Consider the following 19683-nt stretch of genomic DNA (forward strand, 5'->3'; position numbering starts at 1 on the left):
TCGGTATGCCGCGGCGGTCGTGCGCCGGGCCCTAGGCGGCCGGCGGTGCGACGCAGGCGACCGCCGAGTCCGTGATGGCCTGGTGATACTGCTCGGCCGTGAACGGAAGCCCGAACTCGGGAGCGGTCTCACCCGCGGCTGCAGGCACCTTGGAGGCGATCGCCGCGAGCTCCCACGCCAGGTACATCGCGGTCGTCGCGCCGGTCGTCGAGTTGTTCAGCGACACTGCGACCGTGAAGCCCGTCTCGGGGTCGGAGAACGCCGACGTCTGATACCCGGGAGTCCAGCCCGCCTGTCCGACCATCGAGCCGACGAGCAGAGCCCCGCCCGTGGCCTGGAGCCAGGAGGGAGCCTGGGGCCCCTGCGGCAGGGGAGCTCCGAAGCGGTTCGGCTCGTCCTTCGTGCGCAGCTTCTGCGCGGCTTCGGCCTGGGCGTACCGACCGAGATCCTCGATCGTCGACACGACGCCGGAGTCGGTGTAGCCGGTGCTCGACGAGAGCGTGGTGATGTCGACCGGGGCCGCACAGTCGTACCCGCCTTCGACGGGTGTCAGGTAGTGCCCGTTCATGACCGGTCCGTCAGAGGGCGGGGCCGGGGCCGGCGAAGGCAGCGACGTCGCCGAGAGACCGAGCGGCTGGGTCACGTACTCGGCGATCAGCTCGGAGGCCGTGCGGCCGGACGCCCGCTCGAGTGCGAGTCCGAGCAGCAGGTAGCCGGCATCCGAGTTCGTGTAGGTCGTCTTCGGAGTGGTGCGTGGGGCGCCGAGGCCGTACGCCGCGAGCTCCAGGGGCGCCCATACGCGCTCGGGGGTGGTGAACCATGCGGCCTGCGCAGTCGCCTCGGACGAGCCGACTCCGCTCGTGCTGTTGCACAGGTCGAGCAGCGTGATGTCCTTCATGTCAGCGACGCCCGAGACGTGGTCGGGCACGGGGTCGTCGAGATCGACCACGCCGTCATCGGCCAGACCGTAGAGCACGTCGCACGTCATGAGACGCGTCATGTCCGCGATCCGGAAGGACATGTCGGTGCTGATCTCTTCGTCGCCGCCGGGGGTCTGGGTGCCGAGGCCGGCGACCCAGCTGCCGCTCCACGGAGCCCACACCCCCACGACGGCGCCCGAGGCACCCGATGCGGCGAGCGCGTTGGTGACGGCCGCCTCCATGGCGGCGACCGTGTCGTCGGGCAGAGGACCGTCGACCTGGGACGGAGGCTGGTAGCTGAACTCCGGTTCGGCCGTGCAGCCGGTGAGGAAGAGCCCGAGCGCGGCTGCGCCGGCCACTGCTGCGCGGAACGTGCGCGACGAGAGAAGCTGCATGAAAGGGGACCCCCGGAAGACGTGTCTCCCGAGTCTAGAACGCCCATCCTGAAAGAAAGGCATCACCGAACGCCGTTTAGGGTGATGACCATGCCCCACACGTTCGATGCCGACGTCGTCTCCGCGATCCTCCGCCACATGAACGGCGACCACACCGATGACAATCTGCTCATCACGCGCGCCTTCGCGCCGGCCGGAGGGTCTCAGTCGGACGAGATCACCGACGCCGTGATGACGGACCTCGACGGCGACGGCGGAGTATGGAAGGTCACCCGCTCCGGCGAGGCCTCCGAGCTTCGCATCCCCTGGCCCTCCGGTCCGATCACGGAGCGCCCCGCCGTGCGCCGCGAGGTCGTCGCGCTCTACGTTCTCGCCTGCGAGAAGCTCGGGGTCGAGCCGCGTCCGCACGCATGACGCTCGGCTCACCGAGGGGTTTCCTTTCAGGTTAGGCGACCCTTACACTGGGCACATGTCCGAGATCCTCTCCTTCTCCGCAGCCCTCCGTGAGCGCTCCTCCGGTTCGCACTCGCGCAGCGAGGGTGCCGGCTTCATGTCCGACCTGCTCAAGGGCGAAGGATCGCGCGAGGACTACATCGCGCTCGTCGCGCAGCACTACTTCATCTACGAAGCCCTCGAGGGCGCGGGCGAGCGCATGCGCCAGGACCCCGTGGCATCCGTCTTCCTCAGCGACAAGCTGACCCGCCTGCCCGCGCTCGAGGCCGACCTCGAGTTCCTCCTCGGGGCGCACTGGCGCGATGTGATCGTCGCGCTGCCGACCACGCAGCGCTACGTCGAGCGCATCCGCCAGGTCGGGGCGACCTGGGCCGGCGGCTTCGTCGCGCATCACTACACGCGCTACCTCGGCGATCTGTCGGGCGGCATCTTCATCGGACGCGTCATGGCACGCCGCTTCGGCTTCGAGACCAACGGCATCGGCTTCTATCTTTTCGACGACATCGCCGACCCGTCGGCGTTCAAGGACGTCTACCGCGAGCAGCTCGACTCCGCCCCCTGGGACGACGCCGAGCGCGAGCGCGTGATCGACGAGGTCCTGCTCGCCTACCGGTTCAACACCGAGCTCTTCGAAGACCTCGACCGCGCACGCGTCGCCGCCTGACGACGAACGGGCTCAGCCCTTCCCGACCTCGGGAGTGGATGCCGCGAGCCACGCGTCGCGCATGAAGCGGCGCACATCCTCGTCGACGCGGATGTCGCTCGGGCGCAGCGCCCTCGACAGGTAGAGCCCGTCGAGCGACGTGAGCCGAGACAGCGCCACATAGGTCTGCCCTGGAGCGAAGGCGCCTGAGCCGAGGTCGATGATCGCGCGGTCGTAGGTCTTGCCCTGCGACTTGTGGATCGTGACCGCCCACGCGAGGCGCAGCGGGAACTGGGTGAACTCGGCCACGACGTCACGGCTCAGCTTCTTGGTGCTCGGCTCGTAGGAGTATCGGAACCGCTCCCAGACCGCGGGCTCGACATCGACCTCTTCGCCGTCGATCTCGACGCGCACGATCTCTCCGAGGATCCGCACGACCGTGCCGATCGTGCCGTTCACCCACCGCGGCGGCTCGCCCGACATCGAGGTGTCGTTGCGGAGGAACATCACCTGCGCGCCGATCTTGAGCTTGAGCTCCGACTCGGCCGGCAGCGACGCCTCGCCCTTCCCGAACTCGCCGCTGACCTCGGCGCGCGCCGTCTGCTCCTTGCCGGGCAGCGCTGCGAGGTGGCGGCTGTTGATGGTGTTCACGATGTCGTTGCGGGTGGCGAGGGTGATCATCGGCACCTCTCCCGGCTCCGGGTCCGGCGGTGTGCGCGCGCCCTGCGTGTTCAGCACTCCCGCGATCTCCGCGGTGACCCGCCCGTACCGCACCGCGTTCAGCATCGCCTTGAAACCGTCATCCGACTGCCGGTGGATCTGCACGAGCTCGCGCACGTGCAGCTCGGCCCGGGTGTCGACGGCGAACAGTCCCCCGTCGTCATCGTCACCCTCACCGCCGGCCGGACCCGCCCAGACCTTGGCGTCGAAGAACCAGAACGAGCGGTAGTGGTCCTTGACGTAGCGCAGCTCGTCGCCGCGCGGCGGCACGGGAGCCAGCTGATACGGATCGCCGAACATCACGATCTGCACTCCGCCGAACGGGATGCCCCGCTTGCCCCGCGCCTGACGGAGCGAACGGTCGATCGCATCCATCAGGTCGGCGTTGACCATCGAGATCTCGTCGATCACGAGCGTCTCGATCGCATTGAGGATCCGTCGCGTGTTGTCGTTCTGATCGATGTCCGAGTCGCCGATCAGTCCGATCGGCAGCCGGAACAGGGAGTGGATCGTCTGACCCTCGACGTTGAGCGCGGCGACGCCGGTCGGCGCGCAGATGGCGATCTGCTTCTTCGTGTTCCACGAGAAGTACTGCAGCAGCGTCGACTTGCCGGTGCCCGCTCGACCGGTGATGAAGACGTGCTCGCTGGTGTCCTCGATCAACCGGAACAGCTCTTGCTGCTCTTCGGACAGGGCGGGAAGCGACACGGTTCTCTCACACGGACGGAGGCGGGAATGCACGGCGAGACCGTGCCTCCCCATGCTACGTGGCGGCGCCGCCCGGCATCCGAGGAACACAGCGATCGCGGCCGACGCACACCGACTCACGCACGGCGTCGTCCCAGGCCACGCTTCTAGACTGACGCCATGCAGCAGGTCGAGACGAAGGCGCCCCGGCGCTCGCGCCTCGCTGCCGATCTCGCGCTCCTCGCGGTCGTCGGCCTCGTGCTCGTCGCCGCTCTCGGTGCAGGTGGAGCCACCCTGTACCAGCAGTTCTACGGGCCGTCGGCGTTCGTCGTGCGCTACCTCGACCTGCTCTCGGAAGGACGAGCGGCTGACGCTCTGCGCGTGCCCGGCGTCGCGATCGATCGGGAGACCCTCGAGATCGCCGGCATCGGAGCCACGGCGTCGGAGGCGCTGCTGCGTCACTCGGCACTCGCGCCGCTCACCGACGTGGAGGTGCAGTCGGAACAGGCCGACGAGTCCGGCAAGACCGAGGTGACCGTGTCGTACGAGGCGAGCGGGCACGCCGGCACCACCACCTTCACCGTCGAGCAGGACGGCTGGGCGGGGGTCACCCCCAACTGGCGCTTCACGACGAGCCCGCTGGCCGTGGTCGAGCTCACGGTGCGCGGTGCCGATCAGTTCGCCGTCAACGGCTTCGAGATGGATCGCCGCCAGGTCTCACCCGCCGGGGCGGAGGCCGCACCCCTCGATCCCCTTCCCCTGCTGGTCTTCACGCCGGGGCTGTACTCGGTCACCGTCGACACTGCGATCGCGGAGTCCGAGGGCATCGGCGTCCTCGCCGACACCCCGCTCGCCACCACGCCCGTCGACGTGCAGACCGAGCCCACCTCGGACTTCGTCGCGGTGGTGCAGCAGCGGGTCGAGGAGTTCCTCACCACCTGCACGACGCAGGAGGTGCTGCAGCCGACCGCCTGCCCGTTCGGCCTCGAGGTCTCCAACCGCCTCGCCTCGCTGCCGAAGTGGTCGATCGCCGCACAACCGCAGGTGAGCGTCGTGCCCGACGGCGGACACTGGAAGATCCCCCCGACGGATGCCGTCGCGCACGTCGACGTCGAGATCCGCTCGCTCTTCGACGGCTCGGTTCAGGAGCGGTCGGAAGACGTCCCGTTCCAGGTGAACGGATCGATCACGATCCTCCCCGACGGCAAGGTGTCGATCCGGGTCGGATCCCCCGACGAGGAGTCCACGGGCTGACGCCCGCCGGGAGCACGGTCACCGCGCGTCGCGCTCCGCCTGACGCAGGTCGCGCTCGGCGAGAGCCGCGAGCTTCTGGTTGTACTCCTCGAGCTCCGCCTCGCCCGTGCGGTCTGCATGACGGTCGCGGCGCTTCTGCAGCTTGGTGTCGCTGCGGCTCCACTGGATCGCCACGGTGATCGCGAGGATCAGGGTCGGGATCTCTCCGATCGACCACGCGATGCCGCCGCCGATGTACTGATCCTCGATGGGCGTCGGGCCCCAGGTGCGCCCCATCGACCCGAACCAGTCGGCGACCATCAGCCCCTCCTGCATCATGATCGCGACGCCGAAGAAGGCGTGCATGGCCATGATGGCGATCAGGGTGATGAGGCGCCCCGGGTAGGGCAGACGGTAGGGCACCGGGTCGGCGCCGACCAGGCTCAGCACGAACAGGTAGCCGGAGATGAGGAAATGCGCGACCATCCACTCGTGGCCGAGGTGCTCGAACATCGACCAGCGCACCAGGTCGGTGAAGTAGAACGCCCACAGCGACAGGATGAAGATGCCCGCCGCCACGAACGGGTGGGTGACGACCTTCGAGAACGGCGAGTGCACGGCCCACATGATCCATTCGCGACCACCGCGGGTGCCGTCGTCGCGCTTGTGGATCGCTCGAAGGGCCAGCGTGACCGGCGCCCCCGAGACCAGCAGCAGCGGGATCGCCATCGACAGCATCATGTGCCCCAGCATGTGCACGCTGAAGAGATACTCCTGATACGCGTTGATCGGGCCGCCCGTGACCCAGAGCAGCATCAGCATTCCCAGCACCCAGAACACGGTGCGGTGGATCGGCCAGCGGTCGCCACGGAGCCGCAGTCGGCGCACGCCGGCGAGGTAGAGGAAGAGGCCGAACCCGGCGGCCACCAGCCAGAGCACGTCGATGTCCCACGCCGTGAACCAGCGGTCGATCGTGAACTCCGGCGGCAGCGGGGAGCGGGTGAGGTTCTCGGCGGGGGTCTGCACGAACGCCGCCTCCTCGCCGGTGGGCGGGGGCGTGCGCGCGAGCGCGGCGGCAGCTCCCGAGGCCAGACCCATCAGAGCGACCTCGCACAGCACCAGCATCCAGAACCAGCGCGCGGCTCCGTCGTCCTCGAGCCGAGGGATCAGGCGGGTGCGATACCAGGCGCCCAGCATTCCCATACCGACGAGGAGCACGACCTTCGCGAGCAGGATGGTGCCGTACGGCGTCCAGAGCTGCGAGATGTCGCCGAACGAGACGACGGAGCGGGCGAGACCCGAGATCGCGACGACGGCGAACGCGGCGATCGCGAGACTCGAATAGCGGCTCACCAGCTGCGCCGTGCCCACGCCCGAGCGGTCGCGCAGGATCACGACGAGCAGCAGGCCGCCGAGCCACACGGCCGCGCCGATCGTGTGCAGCAGGATCGAGTTCACCGCGATGTTGTGACCGGCGAGCTCCCCGGAGTGACCCTGCGTCGCCAGCGGAAGGAAGGATGCCGCGGCGAGGATCGCCGTGATGAGCGTCGGCGTCCACGTGCGCCACGCGAACGCGAGCACGGTGATCACCGAGCCCATGATCGTGGTGATCAGCCAGGACTGACCGAGCGGCAGCTGCAGCAGGAATCGTCCGAGCTGCTCACCGAACTCGCGCTCGGCGCTCAGCTGCGGGTTGAAGGCCGCCATGAAGGTGAAGAATCCGCTGATGCCGGCGGTGACCGTGAAGACGGCAGCGCCGGCCGAGGCCGTGTTGAGCGCCGTGTCGAACGACTTCTCCTCGCTGCGCAGGGCGAACAGCGCCAGCACGAGCGAACCCAGCATCGCCGCGGCCGCGATGTTCATCACGAGCTTGACGATGGGGGTGGCCCAGCGCACGAAGGGACCTGGATCCTGCAGCAGCAGCGGAGCCGCGCCTCCGCCGATCACGAGAGCGAAGATCACGCCGATCAGTCCGGTCGCGAGCAGGATGCCGATTCCGGCCGCGCGATACGCGGAGCGGGTCGGGGTCTGCACGGCGCGGGCACTCACCCCTCCAGCCTAAGCCGCGGATCCGGGGAGGACGCACGAAGGCCGCCCCCGACGGATCGGGAGCGGCCTTCGAAGAGGTGCGGTCTTACTTGACGGCAGCCTTGAGCTTGGAACCAGCGGTCACCTTGACGCGGTGGCCGGCCGGGATCTTGATCTCGGCGCCGGTCTGCGGGTTGCGGCCCGTGCGAGCTGCGGTCGCGACCTGCTCGAACGAGATCCAGCCCGGGATCGAGACCTTGCTGCCCTTGGCAACAGCGTCGGAGACCGAGGAGAACAGCGCGTCGAGGACACCCGAGACGGTGGCCTGGCTCTGGCCGGTGGCAGAAGCGATGCTCGCGACGAGCTCGGTCTTGGTGATGGACTTGTCAGCCATGTCATCCTCCAGCGACGAGGTTCCCGTCGCATCGTTGTGGTTCAGAGGGCTGCTGCCCTCCGTTGGTCGAGTGACCGCCTTGAATGTACCAACCACCACCCACATTTCCGCGTCATTTCGCGGGTTTTGGGCTTTTCGGCGGCGTGTCGTGGGGCAGAAGTGACGAATGTGACTCGTGGGGCATCGATTTCAGCGCGCCCGTCGGCCTCATCGTGGGAAGGAGATCTCTTGCCGCGAAGGGGCGGAATCACCGTTCGGACCCTTGCGTGAGAGAGATCTCCTTCGCTCGGCGCGCGCAGATCAGCCCGGGCGACGACGCGTCTCAGGTCGGTTCGGCCGTCGTCGTGGCGGTCGGGGATGCGTCGTCGGCCGTGGCGGAGGCCATCGCGGCGCGGCGCTTCGCACGACGGGTGCGGGTCTCCTTCGACAACGGATACCGGGCGTCCAGCCGGGGCTCGAGGACGATCCGACGCAGCGCAGTGAGGATCACGTACCCGCCCACCCAGTAGGACAGGAACAGCACGAGTCCATACGAGAACGTGAAGCTCAGCAGCGTGCACACGATGCCGATGCCGACATAGAGCCAGGTCCAGGCGTGAGCGATGCGATCACGCGCGGCCTGCTGGTCATCCGTGCGCTGCTGCAGCGAATCGACCCGGCTGCTGAGTGCCTCATCGTCGATCGTGGCGAAGAGGTCCCGCACCGGCACCTGCAGCGCATCCGCGACCAGAGACAGCGTCTCCAGGCTCGCATCCTGTCCGGCTTCCAGGCGCTGCACGGTTCTGAGTCCCACGCCGCTCTCGGTCGCCAGTCGTTCCTGAGTCCACCCCTGCGCCTGGCGCAGTTCCGTGATTCGTGTCGTGTTCATGTTCTCCATGCTCTCCAGCGGCCCCGATCCGCCGCCACGCCACCGAGCCGCCAGTCAGCCGCCAGCTGGCCGCCATCGACCCGCCGCCATCCGCCGCCCCGTCGCCGCGTCAGAGCGGGCGGTGGGCGGCGACCACCGAGCGCGCGGTGCGCTCGAACGCCGGCGTGACCCGCTCGTCTCCGTCGAGGTACCCGCCGACGAGCGCGGCGTCGCGCAGCAGCACGAGGGACGCCGCGACATCGACGGGGCTCTCGAGGCCGGCCTGCTCGGCGACGGCCTGGAGCGTCGAGCGGAACCACTCCCGGTGCTCGTCGATCAGCAGACGGACGGCACCGTCGGCATCCGGATACTCCGCTGCCGCGTTGATGAACGGGCAGCCACGCGTGTGCCGGAGGCGGATGTCGGCGGCGATGCCGTCGATCACGGCGTCGACCAGCTGCGCAGGATCCGTCACCGCCTCGCCCGCGTCGGCGAACATCGCGCGGAGCATCTCGTCTTCGTTGCGCAGGTACGCGAGGACGAGGTTCTCCTTGCCGCCGAACTGGTTGTAGAGCGTCGCCCTGGTGACCGCGGCCTCATCGATGATGCGGTCGACGCCGACCGCATGGATCCCCTCTTCGTAGAAGAGCCTGGTGGCGGTGTCGATCAGCCGGGTGCGGGCTGCGCTGGGCCGCTTCGGAGCCGTCGTCAGAGCGGAGGTGGAAGTCGTGGTCTTCATGATGATCCCTCTCATCGTGTCATCCGATTCGGGTTTTCGGGAATAGGTTGTGCTAGATAGAACGTTCGGTCTACTATCAGCGTAACGCACTCGCACCGGGCGGGGCAGACACAGGAGAAGAAACGATGAACAGCACTGACAAGACCCCGATTGTCCTGATCCACGGACTCTGGATGACGCCGAAAAGCTGGGACACGTGGGCCGAGCGGTTCCGCGCGCAGGGCCACGAGGTGATCATCCCGGGATGGCCCGGGATCGACGACCGCTCCGTCGAGGACATCCGCCGCAACCCGTCGGCCCTCAAGGGGATCGGCCTGAAGCAGATCGCCGACAACTACGAGCGCATCATCCGGGCGCTTCCGGTCAAGCCGATCATCATGGGCCACTCGTTCGGCGGCGTGCTCACCCAGATGCTCGCCGACCGCGGCCTCGGCGCCGCCTACGTGGGCGTGGCCCCGGGACAGACCGCCGGCGTCACCGCACTGCCCCTCTCGACCCTGTGGACCGGAACGCCGATCCTCTCCAACCCCTTCGGCATCAACGGAGCCAAGCCGCTGTCGAAGCGCCACTTCCACTTCACGTTCGGCAACGACCTCCCCCGCGCAGCATCCGACGCCCTCTGGGAGGAGTACGCCGTGAACTCCTACAACAAGGTCTTCTTCGAGGGCGTGACCTCGGTGCTCAACGAGAAGGGCGGAGTCACCCACGTCGACTACGCACGCGCCGACCGCGCCCCGCTGCTCGTCATCACCGGCGAGATCGACCACGTCGTGCCCCCGGCCATCGGACGCGCGATCGTGAAGAAGTACCACTCGTCCGGCAGCACCGCCATCGTCGAGTACAAGGAGTATGCGGGCCGCACCCACCGTCTCGTCAGCCAGGACGGCTGGGAGGAGATCGCCGACTACGCGCTCACCTGGGCGGTGGAGCACGCGACAGCATCCGTCGCCTGATGCGAGGCGCTGCGGCGCCTCGGAGCGCATCCGCGATACCGAGAGCGCCTCGATGTGCGAAGGAGATCTCGCGCAGCGAAGGACTGGATGAGGCATTCGGTCCTTCGCTGGGTGAGATCTCCTTCTCTGCAAGCGAGGACATCAGCCGAGATGCCTTCCCTGAGCGACAGCATCCATGATGATCGCCTGCACTTCTGGCCAGCGAGCCATGATCTGCTCGTACCCGAACCGCAGCACGTGATAGCCACGGAGCATGAGCTGTGCGTCATGCTCGATGTCAGCCGTCCGCTGTGCTCCGACGTGTGTCGCTCCGTCGATCTGAATCACCAGGCGCTCGCCGATCAGGAGGTCGACACAGTGTCCGTGCAGCCACGCCTGCTGCACCATCGCAAGACCCAACCACCGCAGCCTCGACACGAAGATCGTCTCGAGACCCGAGTCCGAGAACGGCCTGGCGGATTCGAGCAGCTCCCGGGCGGCGGGCGGCAGCTCGAATCGCGACAGCACACGCTCGTCGACGAGCCCCTTGTTCAGAGCCGACTCCCAGATCACCAGGGCGGTCTCTCTCGGCTGGCAGCGCGCCACCACGGCGAGGGTGTTGACGAGCCCGTCGACGGTGGAGTCGGGGTCGCGCTGAACCACCGGGCGCGACCAGTGGACGACGACCTGCGACGGCACCCGCACGCGGGCGGCATTCGGGCGGGCAGCCACGTGGACAGACGATGCGTTCGGCACCCACAACCCCATGCGCTCGGCTGCGGTGACGCAGGTGATGACGACCCCGCGAGTCGCGGCGCCCACGACGATCGGGTCGGCGTCGGGCAGCGCAATCCATCCTCGACGGATCGATCTCACCGCACCGAGCTCCTTCGCACGGCGCAGTGTGTGAGCGCTCACCCCGAGTGACCGAAGTCGCTCGACGCGCGCGACCCCACCCTGACGTTCGAGCTCGGTGACCGCATCCATCAGGCGATACTCCCCCGTGGTCGGCCCCCGTGGAGGCCGCGCACCCGGCCCCTGTAGAGAACCGTGAACTCGGCCCCTCTGTGCAGAGCGACTGCCGCGAAGGAGATCTCATGCAACGAAGGAGCGAATGGCGCAGCATCCCCTTCTCAGCGAGAGATCCCCTTCGCAGCGAGCGCCGCAGGCCCGGGGACAGCGAAAGGGGCGAGGATCCGAAGATCCTCGCCCCTTTCGGCTTGTCTGCTGAGACTTACCAGCTGGACTTGGTGACACCGGGCAGCTCGCCACGGTGTGCCATGTCACGGAAGCGGACGCGCGAGACGCCGAACTTCGTGAGGACACCGCGGGGGCGGCCGTCGATGACGTCGCGCGAACGCACGCGAGCCGGCGACGCGTTGCGCGGCAGCTTCTGCAGGCCGACGCGTGCGGCCTCGCGGGCCTCGTCGGTGGCGTTCGGGTCGACCAGGGTCTTCTTCAGCTCGGCGCGACGCTCTGCGTAACGCTCGACGATGACCTTGCGCTGCTCGTTGCGAGCGATCTTGCTCTTCTTAGCCATTGATCAACGCTCCTCTCGGAATTCGACGTGCTGACGGATGACCGGGTCGTACTTCTTGAGCACGAGGCGGTCGGGGGTGTTGCGGCGGTTCTTCTTGGTCACGTACGTGTAGCCCGTACCTGCCGTGGAGCGCAGCTTGATGATCGGACGTACGTCCTGAGCCTTCTTGGCCATTAGAGCTTCACACCCTTCGCCTGGAGATCCTTGACCACGTTCTCGATGCCGCGGACGTCGATCACCTTGATGCCCTTGGCGGACACGTTGAGCGTGATCTTACGACCGAGCGAAGCGACGAAATAGGTCTTCTTCTGCACGTTCGGGTCGAAGCGACGCTTCGTCCGGCGGTGCGAGTGCGAGACGTTGTGACCGAAGCCGGGAACAGCTCCTGTCACCTGGCACACTGCTGCCATGATGTGACTCCTTCTATACCGTGAGACCGGACGGTCTCACCCAAGATCCCTTGTCTGCGCGCCACCCCGCATCGCCGATCTCTCGGCCGAAGAAGGGGAAGCACGCGAACTACGCACAGGAGTGTGCGCAGACAAACAGTCAGTTTAGCACGACCCCGAGTCAGACCCGGACGACCTCGAGCAGCAGCGCCGCCCCCGGCGCGAGCAGGGGCAGGGGCACCCCGACCGTCTCGAAGAACGCGCCGGTCGCCTCGATCCCGGCATCCAGCCAGGCGGGATCCGAGACCTGGTGCCGCGTCGCGGTGCCCAGCTCGTCCCGCACCCGCAGCCGGTAGCGCCCGCCGGGCTGCAGTCCGGGGATGCGGGTGCGCGGCGTGAACGCGTCGACCGACGCACCCTGCCGCACCCACGCGAACACACCGCGGGAGCCGTCGACCGTGACGACGCCGTGCAGCAGCGTCTCGTCGTCGACCTCGTCGCTGCGCACGGTGACGCCGGAGTGCAGCAGCGGCCGCAGCTCGCGATAGAGCGCCGTCCAGCGGGCCAGCGCCTCCCGCTCGTCATCCGTGCACCGCGTGATGTCCCACTCGATGCCGGCGTGCCCGAACAGCGCGGTGGCCATGCGGAACGGCAGGGATGCCGCGCGATGCGTCGTCTCGGCGACCGGCGGACCGACGTGAGACCCCACGACCTCCGGGGGCACGAGAGTGCCTGTCCAGCGCTGGATCTGCTGCCGTTCGATCGGATCGTTCGAGTCCGAGCCCCAGACGCGCTGGGTGCGCTGGAGCACCCCGAGGTCGACGCGGGCTCCGCCGCTCGCGCACGACTCGATCTCGAGAGAGGGATGCCGCTCGCGCAGCGCGTCGAGCAGGGCGTAGAAGGCGGCCGTCTGAGCATGCACGGACGCGCGGCCGGTGTGCGGCGACACCGCGGCGTGCAGGTCGCGGTTGTGGTCCCACTTGATGAAGTCGATGCCGATCTCGGAGACCAGGGCGTCGATGCGCTCCAGCAGGTGGGCCGCAGCATCCGGGTTCGCCAGGTCGAGCACCTTCTGATGCCGCCAGGTGGGCGCGTCGGGCGCGGCCTGCAGCACCCAGTCCGGATGCTGCGCGGCGAGGTCGGAGACCGGGTTCACCATCTCAGGCTCGAACCAGAGACCGAACTGCATCCCGAGACCGTGCACCTGATCGGCGAGCGGCCGCAGCCCCTCCGGCCACTTGGCGTCGTCGATGAACCAGTCGCCGAGTCCTGATCGGTCGTCGGGCCGTCCGCGGAACCATCCGTCGTCGAGCACGAACCGCTCGACGCCGACGGATGCCGCAGCCTCGGCGAGCTCGATGATCTTCGCGGGGTCGTGGTCGAAGTACACGGCCTCCCAGGTGTTGAGCACGAGAGGGCGCGGCGTCGTGGGGTGTGCGGAGAACGCGCGGACGGTCTGATGCAGGCGGGCCGACACGGAGTCGAGCCCGCTCTCGCCGTAGGCGAGGAACACCTGCGGCGAGACGTAGGTCTCCCCCGCGCCGAGCCGGATCTCGCCGGGCAGCAGCAGTTCTCCCCCGCCGAGCACCGCCCCGTGAACGCCGGCGCCCTCGGGGAGCCTCTCGACGCCGACTTCGAGGTCCCCGCTCCACGCGACGTGCGCGGTCCACAGTTCGCCCCGCCGGAAGCCGAACCCGTCGGTGCCGATCGCGGTCAGGTACGGGGCGTCGTGGCCACCGCGACCGCGGCGCACCTGACGCAGGTGCGCTCCGTGGCGCAGGGCGCCTCGCTGTGGTCGCCGCTCGCCCGTCCAGCGTCCGGTGTGATCGAGCACCTCTGTCGCATGCGCGGGGATCGGCAGCAGGATGCGCGCGGCGAGCAGGTCGAGCGGCTCGGCAGCATCCGCCGTGCTCGTCACCGACACCTGGGCGGTGAGCACGCCGACGGCATCCAGCTCGAGATCGAGGACGACGGATGCGCCGGCCGCGGCATCCGCGAACTCCCCGCGCAGCGATGACTCCGTCGCCTTCCACCCGGTCGAGCGCAGCAGCGGAGCGCTGTGCAGCCCGCCGCGGTGCCAGGCGAGCGCCGGGGCGCCGGACCATCCGTCGGCTTCGACGGCCAGCAGCGGGAAGGTGCGCGAGGCGTCGAACGAGCTGAACGTCACAGCCCCGGTCGACGACACCGCGAGTGCGTCGAGGTCGGCGGTGTCGAGCGCCGCGCCCCAGTGCAGCAGTCGCGCACTCGTCGTGTCGATGACGACGCTGACGCCGGCCGAGGTCAGGTGGACGAGTTCGCTCATTGCCGCTCCAGACGAAAAGGGGGAGGCCCGCCCGTGAGCATACGGGCGGGCCTCCGAGAGGTGTTACTCCGTGACGGGGATCGATGCGGCCTTGAGCGCGTCGATGGTCGCCGTCTGGCCCTTCTCGATCGCGTCGAGCAGAGTGCCGTTGCCCGAGACCGCGGCCTTGAAGCCGTCGGACACGTCCGAGTAGGTCTGGGTCATGGTCGGGCCCCACGCGAAGTCGGGCGAGACCTGGGTGGCGGCGTCGGCGAAGACGTCGTAGATCTTCTGTCCGCCGTAGAACTCGACGCCCTCGGCGTAGACCGGCAGCTCGAGACCGGCTGTCGTGGCCGGGTAGAGGTTGGCGGCCTCGGCGAGCGCGGTCAGCGCCTCATCCGACGTGTTGAGCCACAGCGCGAACTTCGTCGCCTCGTAGACGTGCTCGCTGCCCTTGAGGACAGCGGTCGACGACCCGCCCCAGTTGCCGGCCGCGGTGCCGCCGGCCTCCCACTGCGGCAGCGGTGCGACAGCCCAGGAGCCGGCGGTGTCGGGGGCTCCGCTGGAGATCGAGTTGGCGCCCCAGACGGCGGAGTTCCAGGTCCAGACCTGACCGGAGTTGTAGGCGTTGTTCCACTCGTCGGTCCAGGCGGGAACCGTGGCGACGAGGTCGTCGTCGAGCATGCTCTGCCAGAAGTCGGCGACCGTGGTGGTCGCGTCGTCGGCCAGCGACACCGTCCAGCCCTCGTCGTCGCTCGAGAACCACTGAGCGCCGTCCTGCCAGGCGAAGCCGGCGAACTGGTTGATGTCCGACTGCGAGAAGTTGGTGATGTATCCGCCGAGGTCACGGATCTTCACGGCCGCCTCGCGGTACTCGTCCCACGTGGTGGGGATCGCGATGCCGTTCTGCTCGAACAGGTCGGCGCGGTAGAACAGCGCCATGGGGCCAGTGTCCTGCGGAACGCCGTAGACGCCCTCGGTGCCGAGGGTGACCTGTCCCCAGGCCCAGTCGACGAACTGGTCCTCCGCGGCGACGACGTCTTCACAGGCGCTGAGGTCTTCGAGGCCGTCCTGCACGAGGAAGTTCGGCAGCGCGTCGTACTCGATCTGACCGAGGTCGGGCGCATCGCCGGCCTTGATCTGGTTGAAGAAGTTCTGGTACGTGCCGCCGTTGCCGTTCGGGCCGGTCTGCACGTCGACCTGGATCTCGGGGTTGGCCTCGTTCCAGATCTCGACGACGTCTTCGATGCCGGGGATCCAGGAGGTGAACTCGAGCGTGACGTCGCCGTCCGCCGGGGTGCACGCGGCGGCTTCACCGCCGGTGCCGGAGCTGTCTCCGCCGGACGCCGAGCAACCGGCGAGCGCGAGTGCCGAGATGGCGATGACAGCGGCTGCCTTCATCTTCGAATGCTGCATTTCGATCCTTTCGTGGATGCGATGGGGGTGGTGCGGTAGGGATGGTGCGGTGGTGCGGGCCGTCCGGTCGGTCCGGGCGGCCGCCTGCTCACTTCAGGGCGCCGGCGCCCAGTCCGTTGCGCCAGAAGCGCTGGAGCAGGAGGAAGGTGACGATCAGCGGGATGACCGACAGCAGAGCGCCGATCAGCACGAGACCACGGAGTTCCGGCAGCTGGTTCAGCTGGTTGTTCCAGTTGTAGAGACCGAAGACGACCGGGAAGAGGTCTTCGGATCGCAGCATGATCATCGGCAGGAAGAAGTTGTTCCAGATGGCGACGAACTGGAAGAGGAACATCGTCACCAGCGCGGGCGTCATCAGTCGGATGCTGACCGTGAAGAACGTGCGGATCTCCCCCGCGCCGTCGAGCCGACTCGCCTCGAGCAGTTCGTCGGGAACGGAGGAGGCCGCGAAGATCCGCGCCAGGTAGACGCCGAACGGACTCACGATCGACGGCAGGAACACCGACCAGAACGTGTTGGTCAGCTGCGCCTGGCTGAAGATGAGGAACAGCGGCAGCGCGAGGGCCGTGGCCGGAACCAGCACTCCGCCGAGCACGATGTCGAACATCAGGTCGCGGCCCGGGAACCGGTACTTCGCGAGGGCGTAGCCGGCCATGGCGGCGAGCAGGGTCGCGATGGCACCGCCGAGCGCGGCGTAGAGCACCGAGTTCAGCAGCCAGCGCAGGTAGACGCCGTCGCGGTAGGCGAACAGCTCGGCGATGTTGTCGAGCAGGTGGAAGTCGGCGAACCACAGCGGGGCGGTGGTCAGGATGTCGCCGGTCTCCTTGCTCGACGCGACGAGCAGCCACCACAGCGGCAGCAGGAAGTAGACCGTGAACACGGCCATGATCAGCATGGCGCCGGTGCGGGAGATGCCCGATTCGCGAGCACCCTTTCCGCGCGGGGCCTGTGCGCGCGAGCCCCGACCGGGGGCGACGATCGTCATGGTGCTCATGCGTTCTGCTCCTTGCGCTGCATGTACTTCATGAATCCGAACGACAGCACGAACGTCGTCACGGCCAGCACGACCGAGAAGGCGGCCGCGAGGTTGGTGTTCGGGATGGATGCCGTGGCGTAGACGGTCATGTTCGGGGTGAACGTGCTCGTGACCGCCGAACTGAACGAACGGAAGACCTGCGGTTCGGCGAGCAGCTGCAGCGTGCCGATGATCGAGAAGATCGCGGTCATCACGATCGCCGGGCGCACCAGCGGGATCTTGATCGACCAGGCGATGCGCCACTGTCCGGCGCCGTCGAGGATGGCCGCCTCGTAGAGCTCCTGCGGGATCGAGAGGAGCGCCGAGTAGATGATCAGCATGTTGTAGCCGACGTAGACCCACGTCACGACGTTCGCGATCGACCACAGCACGAGGTCTGCCCCGAGGAAGTCGATGTTCTTGGTGATCGCGGTGAACGGCGAGAGGTTGGGCGAGAACAGCGAGCCCCACATGATCGCGGCGATGACACCGGGCACCGCATACGGCACGAAGAACGCGAGGCGGAAGAAGCGCTTGCCGCGGACGAGCGGCGAGTCCAGCAGCAGCGCGAACAGCAGGGCCAGGCCGAGCATGACCGGCACCTGCACGACGCCGAAGGTCAGCATCCGCCCCATCGATGCCCAGAAGGCCTCGTTCTGGAAGACGAGCACGTACTGCGTGAAGCCGCCGAACACCTGCTCGGCCTTGCCGAAGGTGCCGTCGCGCTCGACCACGAGCAGGGACTGCCAGAACGCGTAGGCGATGGGGACGACGTAGAACAGCGCGAACAGCACGCCGAAGGGCACGATGAGGAACGCGATGGCGCCCTTGTGCGGGATCCGTCGGCGGCGGCCCGGCGCCTTCGGCGCTGAGGCGACCGCCGGAGCGGCGAGCGTGGTGGTCATACATCCTCCTTGATGATGCGGACCGCACCGGCCGGCACCAGGCCGGTGGCGCGGGCGTCGGTGACGAGGTCGTGACCTGCGGCCGCGACCTCGGCATCCGTGGATCCGTGGTTGATGACGAACAGGAACGAGCCGGCATCGCCGGTGCGGCGCACGATCTCGACGTCGGGTCCGGCGCCGGGGACGGGCGCGGCACCCGCGGATGCGGCGAGCCGTGCGATCAGTGCGCGGTAGTCCTCGCGAGCGGGCTGGGTGCCGAGGAACCAGGCCTCGCCCGCTCCCGTCGCGCGCCGCGTGATCGCGGGGCGTCCGGCGGCGGGGCCGTCGACGAACGACGCGATGACCTCGGCATCCGTGGCCTTCAGGCGCTCGCTCCACACTGTCGCGGTCGTGCCGTCGGTCAGGGTGACGGTCTCGTCGGGACGCAGGGGCGTGAACTCCTCCGAGCGGATGCCGAGCAGGTCGCGGAACGCGCCGGGATAGCCGCCGGTGCGCACTCTGTCTTCTTCGTCGACGATGCCGCTGAAGAAGGTGATCAGTGCTGTCGCGCCGTTCTCGACCGCGCGGGCGATCGCCGCGGCATCCGCATCGCCGATGAGGTGCAGCGCGGGGACGATCAGCAGGCGGTGGCCGTCGAGGTCGGCGCCGGGGCGCACGACGTCTGTCGTGATGCCGGCATCCGCCAGCGCGGCATGCGCGGCATGCACCTGGCCGAGGTAGGTCAGCGCCTCGCTCGGACGGCCCTCGTTCTCGGCGGCCCACCAGCTCTCCCAGGAGAAGAACAGTGCGGCGTCGGCGACGACGCGCGTCCCGGCGACCTCGCCCAGGCGATCGAGGAGTCCGCCGAGCGCGACGACCTCGCGCCACTGGTCGGAGTCCTCGCCCGCGTGCGGCACGAGTGCCGTGTGGTACTTCTCGGCGCCCTGGGTCGACGCACGCCACTGGAAGAAGCAGATGCCGTCGGCGCCGCGCGCGATGTGCGCGGCGATGTTGCGCTGCAGCTCACCGGGAGCCTTGGCGAGGTTGTAGGGCTGCCAGTTCACTGCGCCGGTCGAGGTCTCCATGAGCAGCCACGGCGCACCCTGGGCGAGGCCGCGGGTGAGGTCGGCGGCGAACGAGAGCTCGCCTCGCGCGTCGTCGAGGCGACGGTCGAGGTAGTGGTCGTTGGCGATCAGATCCATCTCGCCCGCCCACGACCAGTAGTCGAGATTGCGGATGTGCGCGGTGACCATGAAGTTGGTCGTCACCGGCACGTCGCTCCGCTCGCGCAGGATCGCCGCTTCGGCGCGGTAGAGCGCGAGCTGCTCGTCGGAACTGAAGCGCTGGAAGTCGAGGATCTGCCCCGGGTTGCGCAGCGAGAGGGCCTGAGCGGGCACCCGCACGTCGTCGAAGTCGCTGTAGCGCTGGCTCCAGAATGTCGTGCCCCACGCGCGGTTCAGCGCGTCGATGTCGGCGTACCGCTCGCGCAGCCAGCCACGGAAGGCCTCGGCGCTCGTGTCGCAGTAGCAGAGCGCGTTGTGGCAGCCCAGCTCGTTCGACACGTGCCAGAGCGCGACGGCCGGGTGGTCGCCGTAGCGTTCGACGACACGGGTGACGACCTCGGCGGCGTACGCGCGGAAGAGGGGCGAGCTCGGGCAGTACCCCTGACGACCGCCCTGCTGGAAGACGGTCCCGTCTTCGCCGACCGGCAGGATCTCGGGATGCTGCGCGGTGAGCCACGGTGCGGGCGAGGCCGTGCCGGTGCCGAGGTTGATGCGGATGTCCGCGGCGTGCAGCAGCGCGATGATCTCGTCGAGCGCCGCGAAGTCCCACACTCCCCTGGCGGGGTTGATCGACGACCAGCCGAAGATGTTGATCGCCACGAGACCCACGCCTGCCTGCTGCATGAGGCGCACGTCGTCGGGCCAGACGCTGCGGTCCCACTGCTCCGGGTTGTAGTCGCATCCGAAGACGAGGCCGCGCCCTGCGGAGAGGGTGGCGATGCGGTCGGACACAGCGGCGGCCATCGGTGACGCTCCTTTGCGGATCATGTGTGCACGTGCACAGTCCGCTGCGTCGAAACAGCGATCGGGATTTCTGTGAACGTGCACACATCGTCGCATGTCGTGGCGAATCCCGTCAAGTCCGGGTCGATAGGCTGTCGATC

19 protein-coding genes are annotated in these 19683 nt (G+C 68.4%); 4 read left to right on the forward strand and 15 right to left on the reverse strand.

What is annotated here, in order from left to right; genetic code table 11:
• Nucleotides 1-31 precede the first annotated feature (31 nt).
• The gene (locus ACIPV5_RS01385; protein ID WP_400339157.1) at nucleotides 32-1315 is read right to left on the reverse strand and encodes a serine hydrolase domain-containing protein; all 1284 of its coding nucleotides are present in this window, start codon (nucleotides 1313-1315) and stop codon (nucleotides 32-34) included.
• Between the two features lie 90 nt (nucleotides 1316-1405).
• Between ACIPV5_RS01385 and ACIPV5_RS01390 the strand changes: the two genes are divergently transcribed.
• The gene (locus ACIPV5_RS01390; RefSeq protein WP_400339160.1) at nucleotides 1406-1729 is read left to right on the forward strand and encodes a DUF2470 domain-containing protein; all 324 of its coding nucleotides are present in this window, start codon (nucleotides 1406-1408) and stop codon (nucleotides 1727-1729) included.
• A 55-nt stretch (nucleotides 1730-1784) separates the two neighbouring features.
• A complete protein-coding gene (locus ACIPV5_RS01395) occupies nucleotides 1785-2432 on the forward strand; it encodes a heme oxygenase (biliverdin-producing) (RefSeq protein WP_053098119.1) in 648 nt (215 codons plus the stop codon).
• A 12-nt stretch (nucleotides 2433-2444) separates the two neighbouring features.
• Here ACIPV5_RS01395 and ACIPV5_RS01400 read toward each other — a convergent pair whose 3' ends face one another.
• Nucleotides 2445-3839: an ATP-dependent RecD-like DNA helicase gene (locus tag ACIPV5_RS01400; RefSeq protein WP_400339164.1), complete on the reverse strand. Its 1395-nt coding sequence runs from the start codon at nucleotides 3837-3839 to the stop codon at nucleotides 2445-2447.
• Between the two features lie 159 nt (nucleotides 3840-3998).
• Here ACIPV5_RS01400 and ACIPV5_RS01405 point away from each other — a divergent pair, with 159 nt between their 5' ends.
• A complete protein-coding gene (locus tag ACIPV5_RS01405) occupies nucleotides 3999-5072 on the forward strand; it encodes a hypothetical protein (protein ID WP_400339167.1) in 1074 nt (357 codons plus the stop codon).
• An 18-nt stretch (nucleotides 5073-5090) separates the two neighbouring features.
• On the opposite strand, the gene ACIPV5_RS01410 is transcribed toward ACIPV5_RS01405, so the two are convergent.
• The 4 genes from ACIPV5_RS01410 to ACIPV5_RS01425 all read right to left on the reverse strand — a co-directional run bounded on the left by ACIPV5_RS01410 (nucleotide 5091) and on the right by ACIPV5_RS01425 (nucleotide 9059).
• Complete coding sequence (locus ACIPV5_RS01410; RefSeq protein ID WP_082297919.1) at nucleotides 5091-7100, reverse strand: cytochrome c oxidase assembly protein; 2010 nt, start codon at nucleotides 7098-7100, stop codon at nucleotides 5091-5093.
• 85 nt (nucleotides 7101-7185) lie between these two features.
• A complete protein-coding gene (locus ACIPV5_RS01415) occupies nucleotides 7186-7473 on the reverse strand; it encodes an HU family DNA-binding protein (protein ID WP_042541574.1) in 288 nt (95 codons plus the stop codon).
• Nucleotides 7474-7795: 322 nt separating this feature from the next.
• Complete coding sequence (locus ACIPV5_RS01420) at nucleotides 7796-8341, reverse strand: helix-turn-helix domain-containing protein (RefSeq protein ID WP_082586520.1); 546 nt, start codon at nucleotides 8339-8341, stop codon at nucleotides 7796-7798.
• A 109-nt stretch (nucleotides 8342-8450) separates the two neighbouring features.
• Entirely contained in the window at nucleotides 8451-9059 is a 609-nt protein-coding gene (locus ACIPV5_RS01425; protein WP_400339173.1) for a TetR/AcrR family transcriptional regulator, read from the reverse strand.
• Nucleotides 9060-9184: 125 nt separating this feature from the next.
• Here ACIPV5_RS01425 and ACIPV5_RS01430 point away from each other — a divergent pair, with 125 nt between their 5' ends.
• Nucleotides 9185-10012, forward strand: a complete 828-nt coding sequence (locus ACIPV5_RS01430; RefSeq protein ID WP_400339176.1) for an alpha/beta hydrolase — start codon at nucleotides 9185-9187, stop codon at nucleotides 10010-10012.
• A 141-nt stretch (nucleotides 10013-10153) separates the two neighbouring features.
• On the opposite strand, the gene ACIPV5_RS01435 is transcribed toward ACIPV5_RS01430, so the two are convergent.
• The 9 genes from ACIPV5_RS01435 to ACIPV5_RS01475 form a co-directional block, all read right to left on the reverse strand.
• Complete coding sequence (locus ACIPV5_RS01435; RefSeq protein ID WP_400339179.1) at nucleotides 10154-10978, reverse strand: endonuclease domain-containing protein; 825 nt, start codon at nucleotides 10976-10978, stop codon at nucleotides 10154-10156.
• Between the two features lie 247 nt (nucleotides 10979-11225).
• Nucleotides 11226-11531, reverse strand: coding sequence for a 30S ribosomal protein S14 (gene rpsN / locus ACIPV5_RS01440; protein WP_042540535.1), 306 nt, complete (start codon nucleotides 11529-11531; stop codon nucleotides 11226-11228).
• Between the two features lie 3 nt (nucleotides 11532-11534).
• The gene (gene rpmG / locus ACIPV5_RS01445; RefSeq protein WP_017203558.1) at nucleotides 11535-11705 is read right to left on the reverse strand and encodes a 50S ribosomal protein L33; all 171 of its coding nucleotides are present in this window, start codon (nucleotides 11703-11705) and stop codon (nucleotides 11535-11537) included.
• Entirely contained in the window at nucleotides 11705-11941 is a 237-nt protein-coding gene (rpmB, locus tag ACIPV5_RS01450; protein WP_042540533.1) for a 50S ribosomal protein L28, read from the reverse strand. The genes rpmG and rpmB overlap by 1 nt, the downstream gene beginning before the upstream one ends.
• Before the next feature lie 160 nt (nucleotides 11942-12101).
• Nucleotides 12102-14222: an alpha-galactosidase gene (locus ACIPV5_RS01455; RefSeq protein ID WP_400339183.1), complete on the reverse strand. Its 2121-nt coding sequence runs from the start codon at nucleotides 14220-14222 to the stop codon at nucleotides 12102-12104.
• 63 nt (nucleotides 14223-14285) lie between these two features.
• Nucleotides 14286-15617, reverse strand: a complete 1332-nt coding sequence (locus tag ACIPV5_RS01460) for an ABC transporter substrate-binding protein (RefSeq protein ID WP_053098125.1) — start codon at nucleotides 15615-15617, stop codon at nucleotides 14286-14288.
• An 88-nt stretch (nucleotides 15618-15705) separates the two neighbouring features.
• Nucleotides 15706-16611, reverse strand: coding sequence for a carbohydrate ABC transporter permease (locus ACIPV5_RS01465; RefSeq protein ID WP_372984668.1), 906 nt, complete (start codon nucleotides 16609-16611; stop codon nucleotides 15706-15708).
• Nucleotides 16608-17537: a carbohydrate ABC transporter permease gene (locus ACIPV5_RS01470; protein ID WP_053098126.1), complete on the reverse strand. Its 930-nt coding sequence runs from the start codon at nucleotides 17535-17537 to the stop codon at nucleotides 16608-16610. Before ACIPV5_RS01470 ends, ACIPV5_RS01465 begins: the two co-directional genes overlap by 4 nt.
• Complete coding sequence (locus ACIPV5_RS01475) at nucleotides 17534-19543, reverse strand: beta-galactosidase (RefSeq protein ID WP_400339187.1); 2010 nt, start codon at nucleotides 19541-19543, stop codon at nucleotides 17534-17536. Before ACIPV5_RS01475 ends, ACIPV5_RS01470 begins: the two co-directional genes overlap by 4 nt.
• Nucleotides 19544-19683: the final 140 nt, after the last annotated feature.

Source organism: Microbacterium sp. NPDC090014 (assembly GCF_044748285.1).
Classification (GTDB): Bacteria; Actinomycetota; Actinomycetes; order Actinomycetales; family Microbacteriaceae; genus Microbacterium.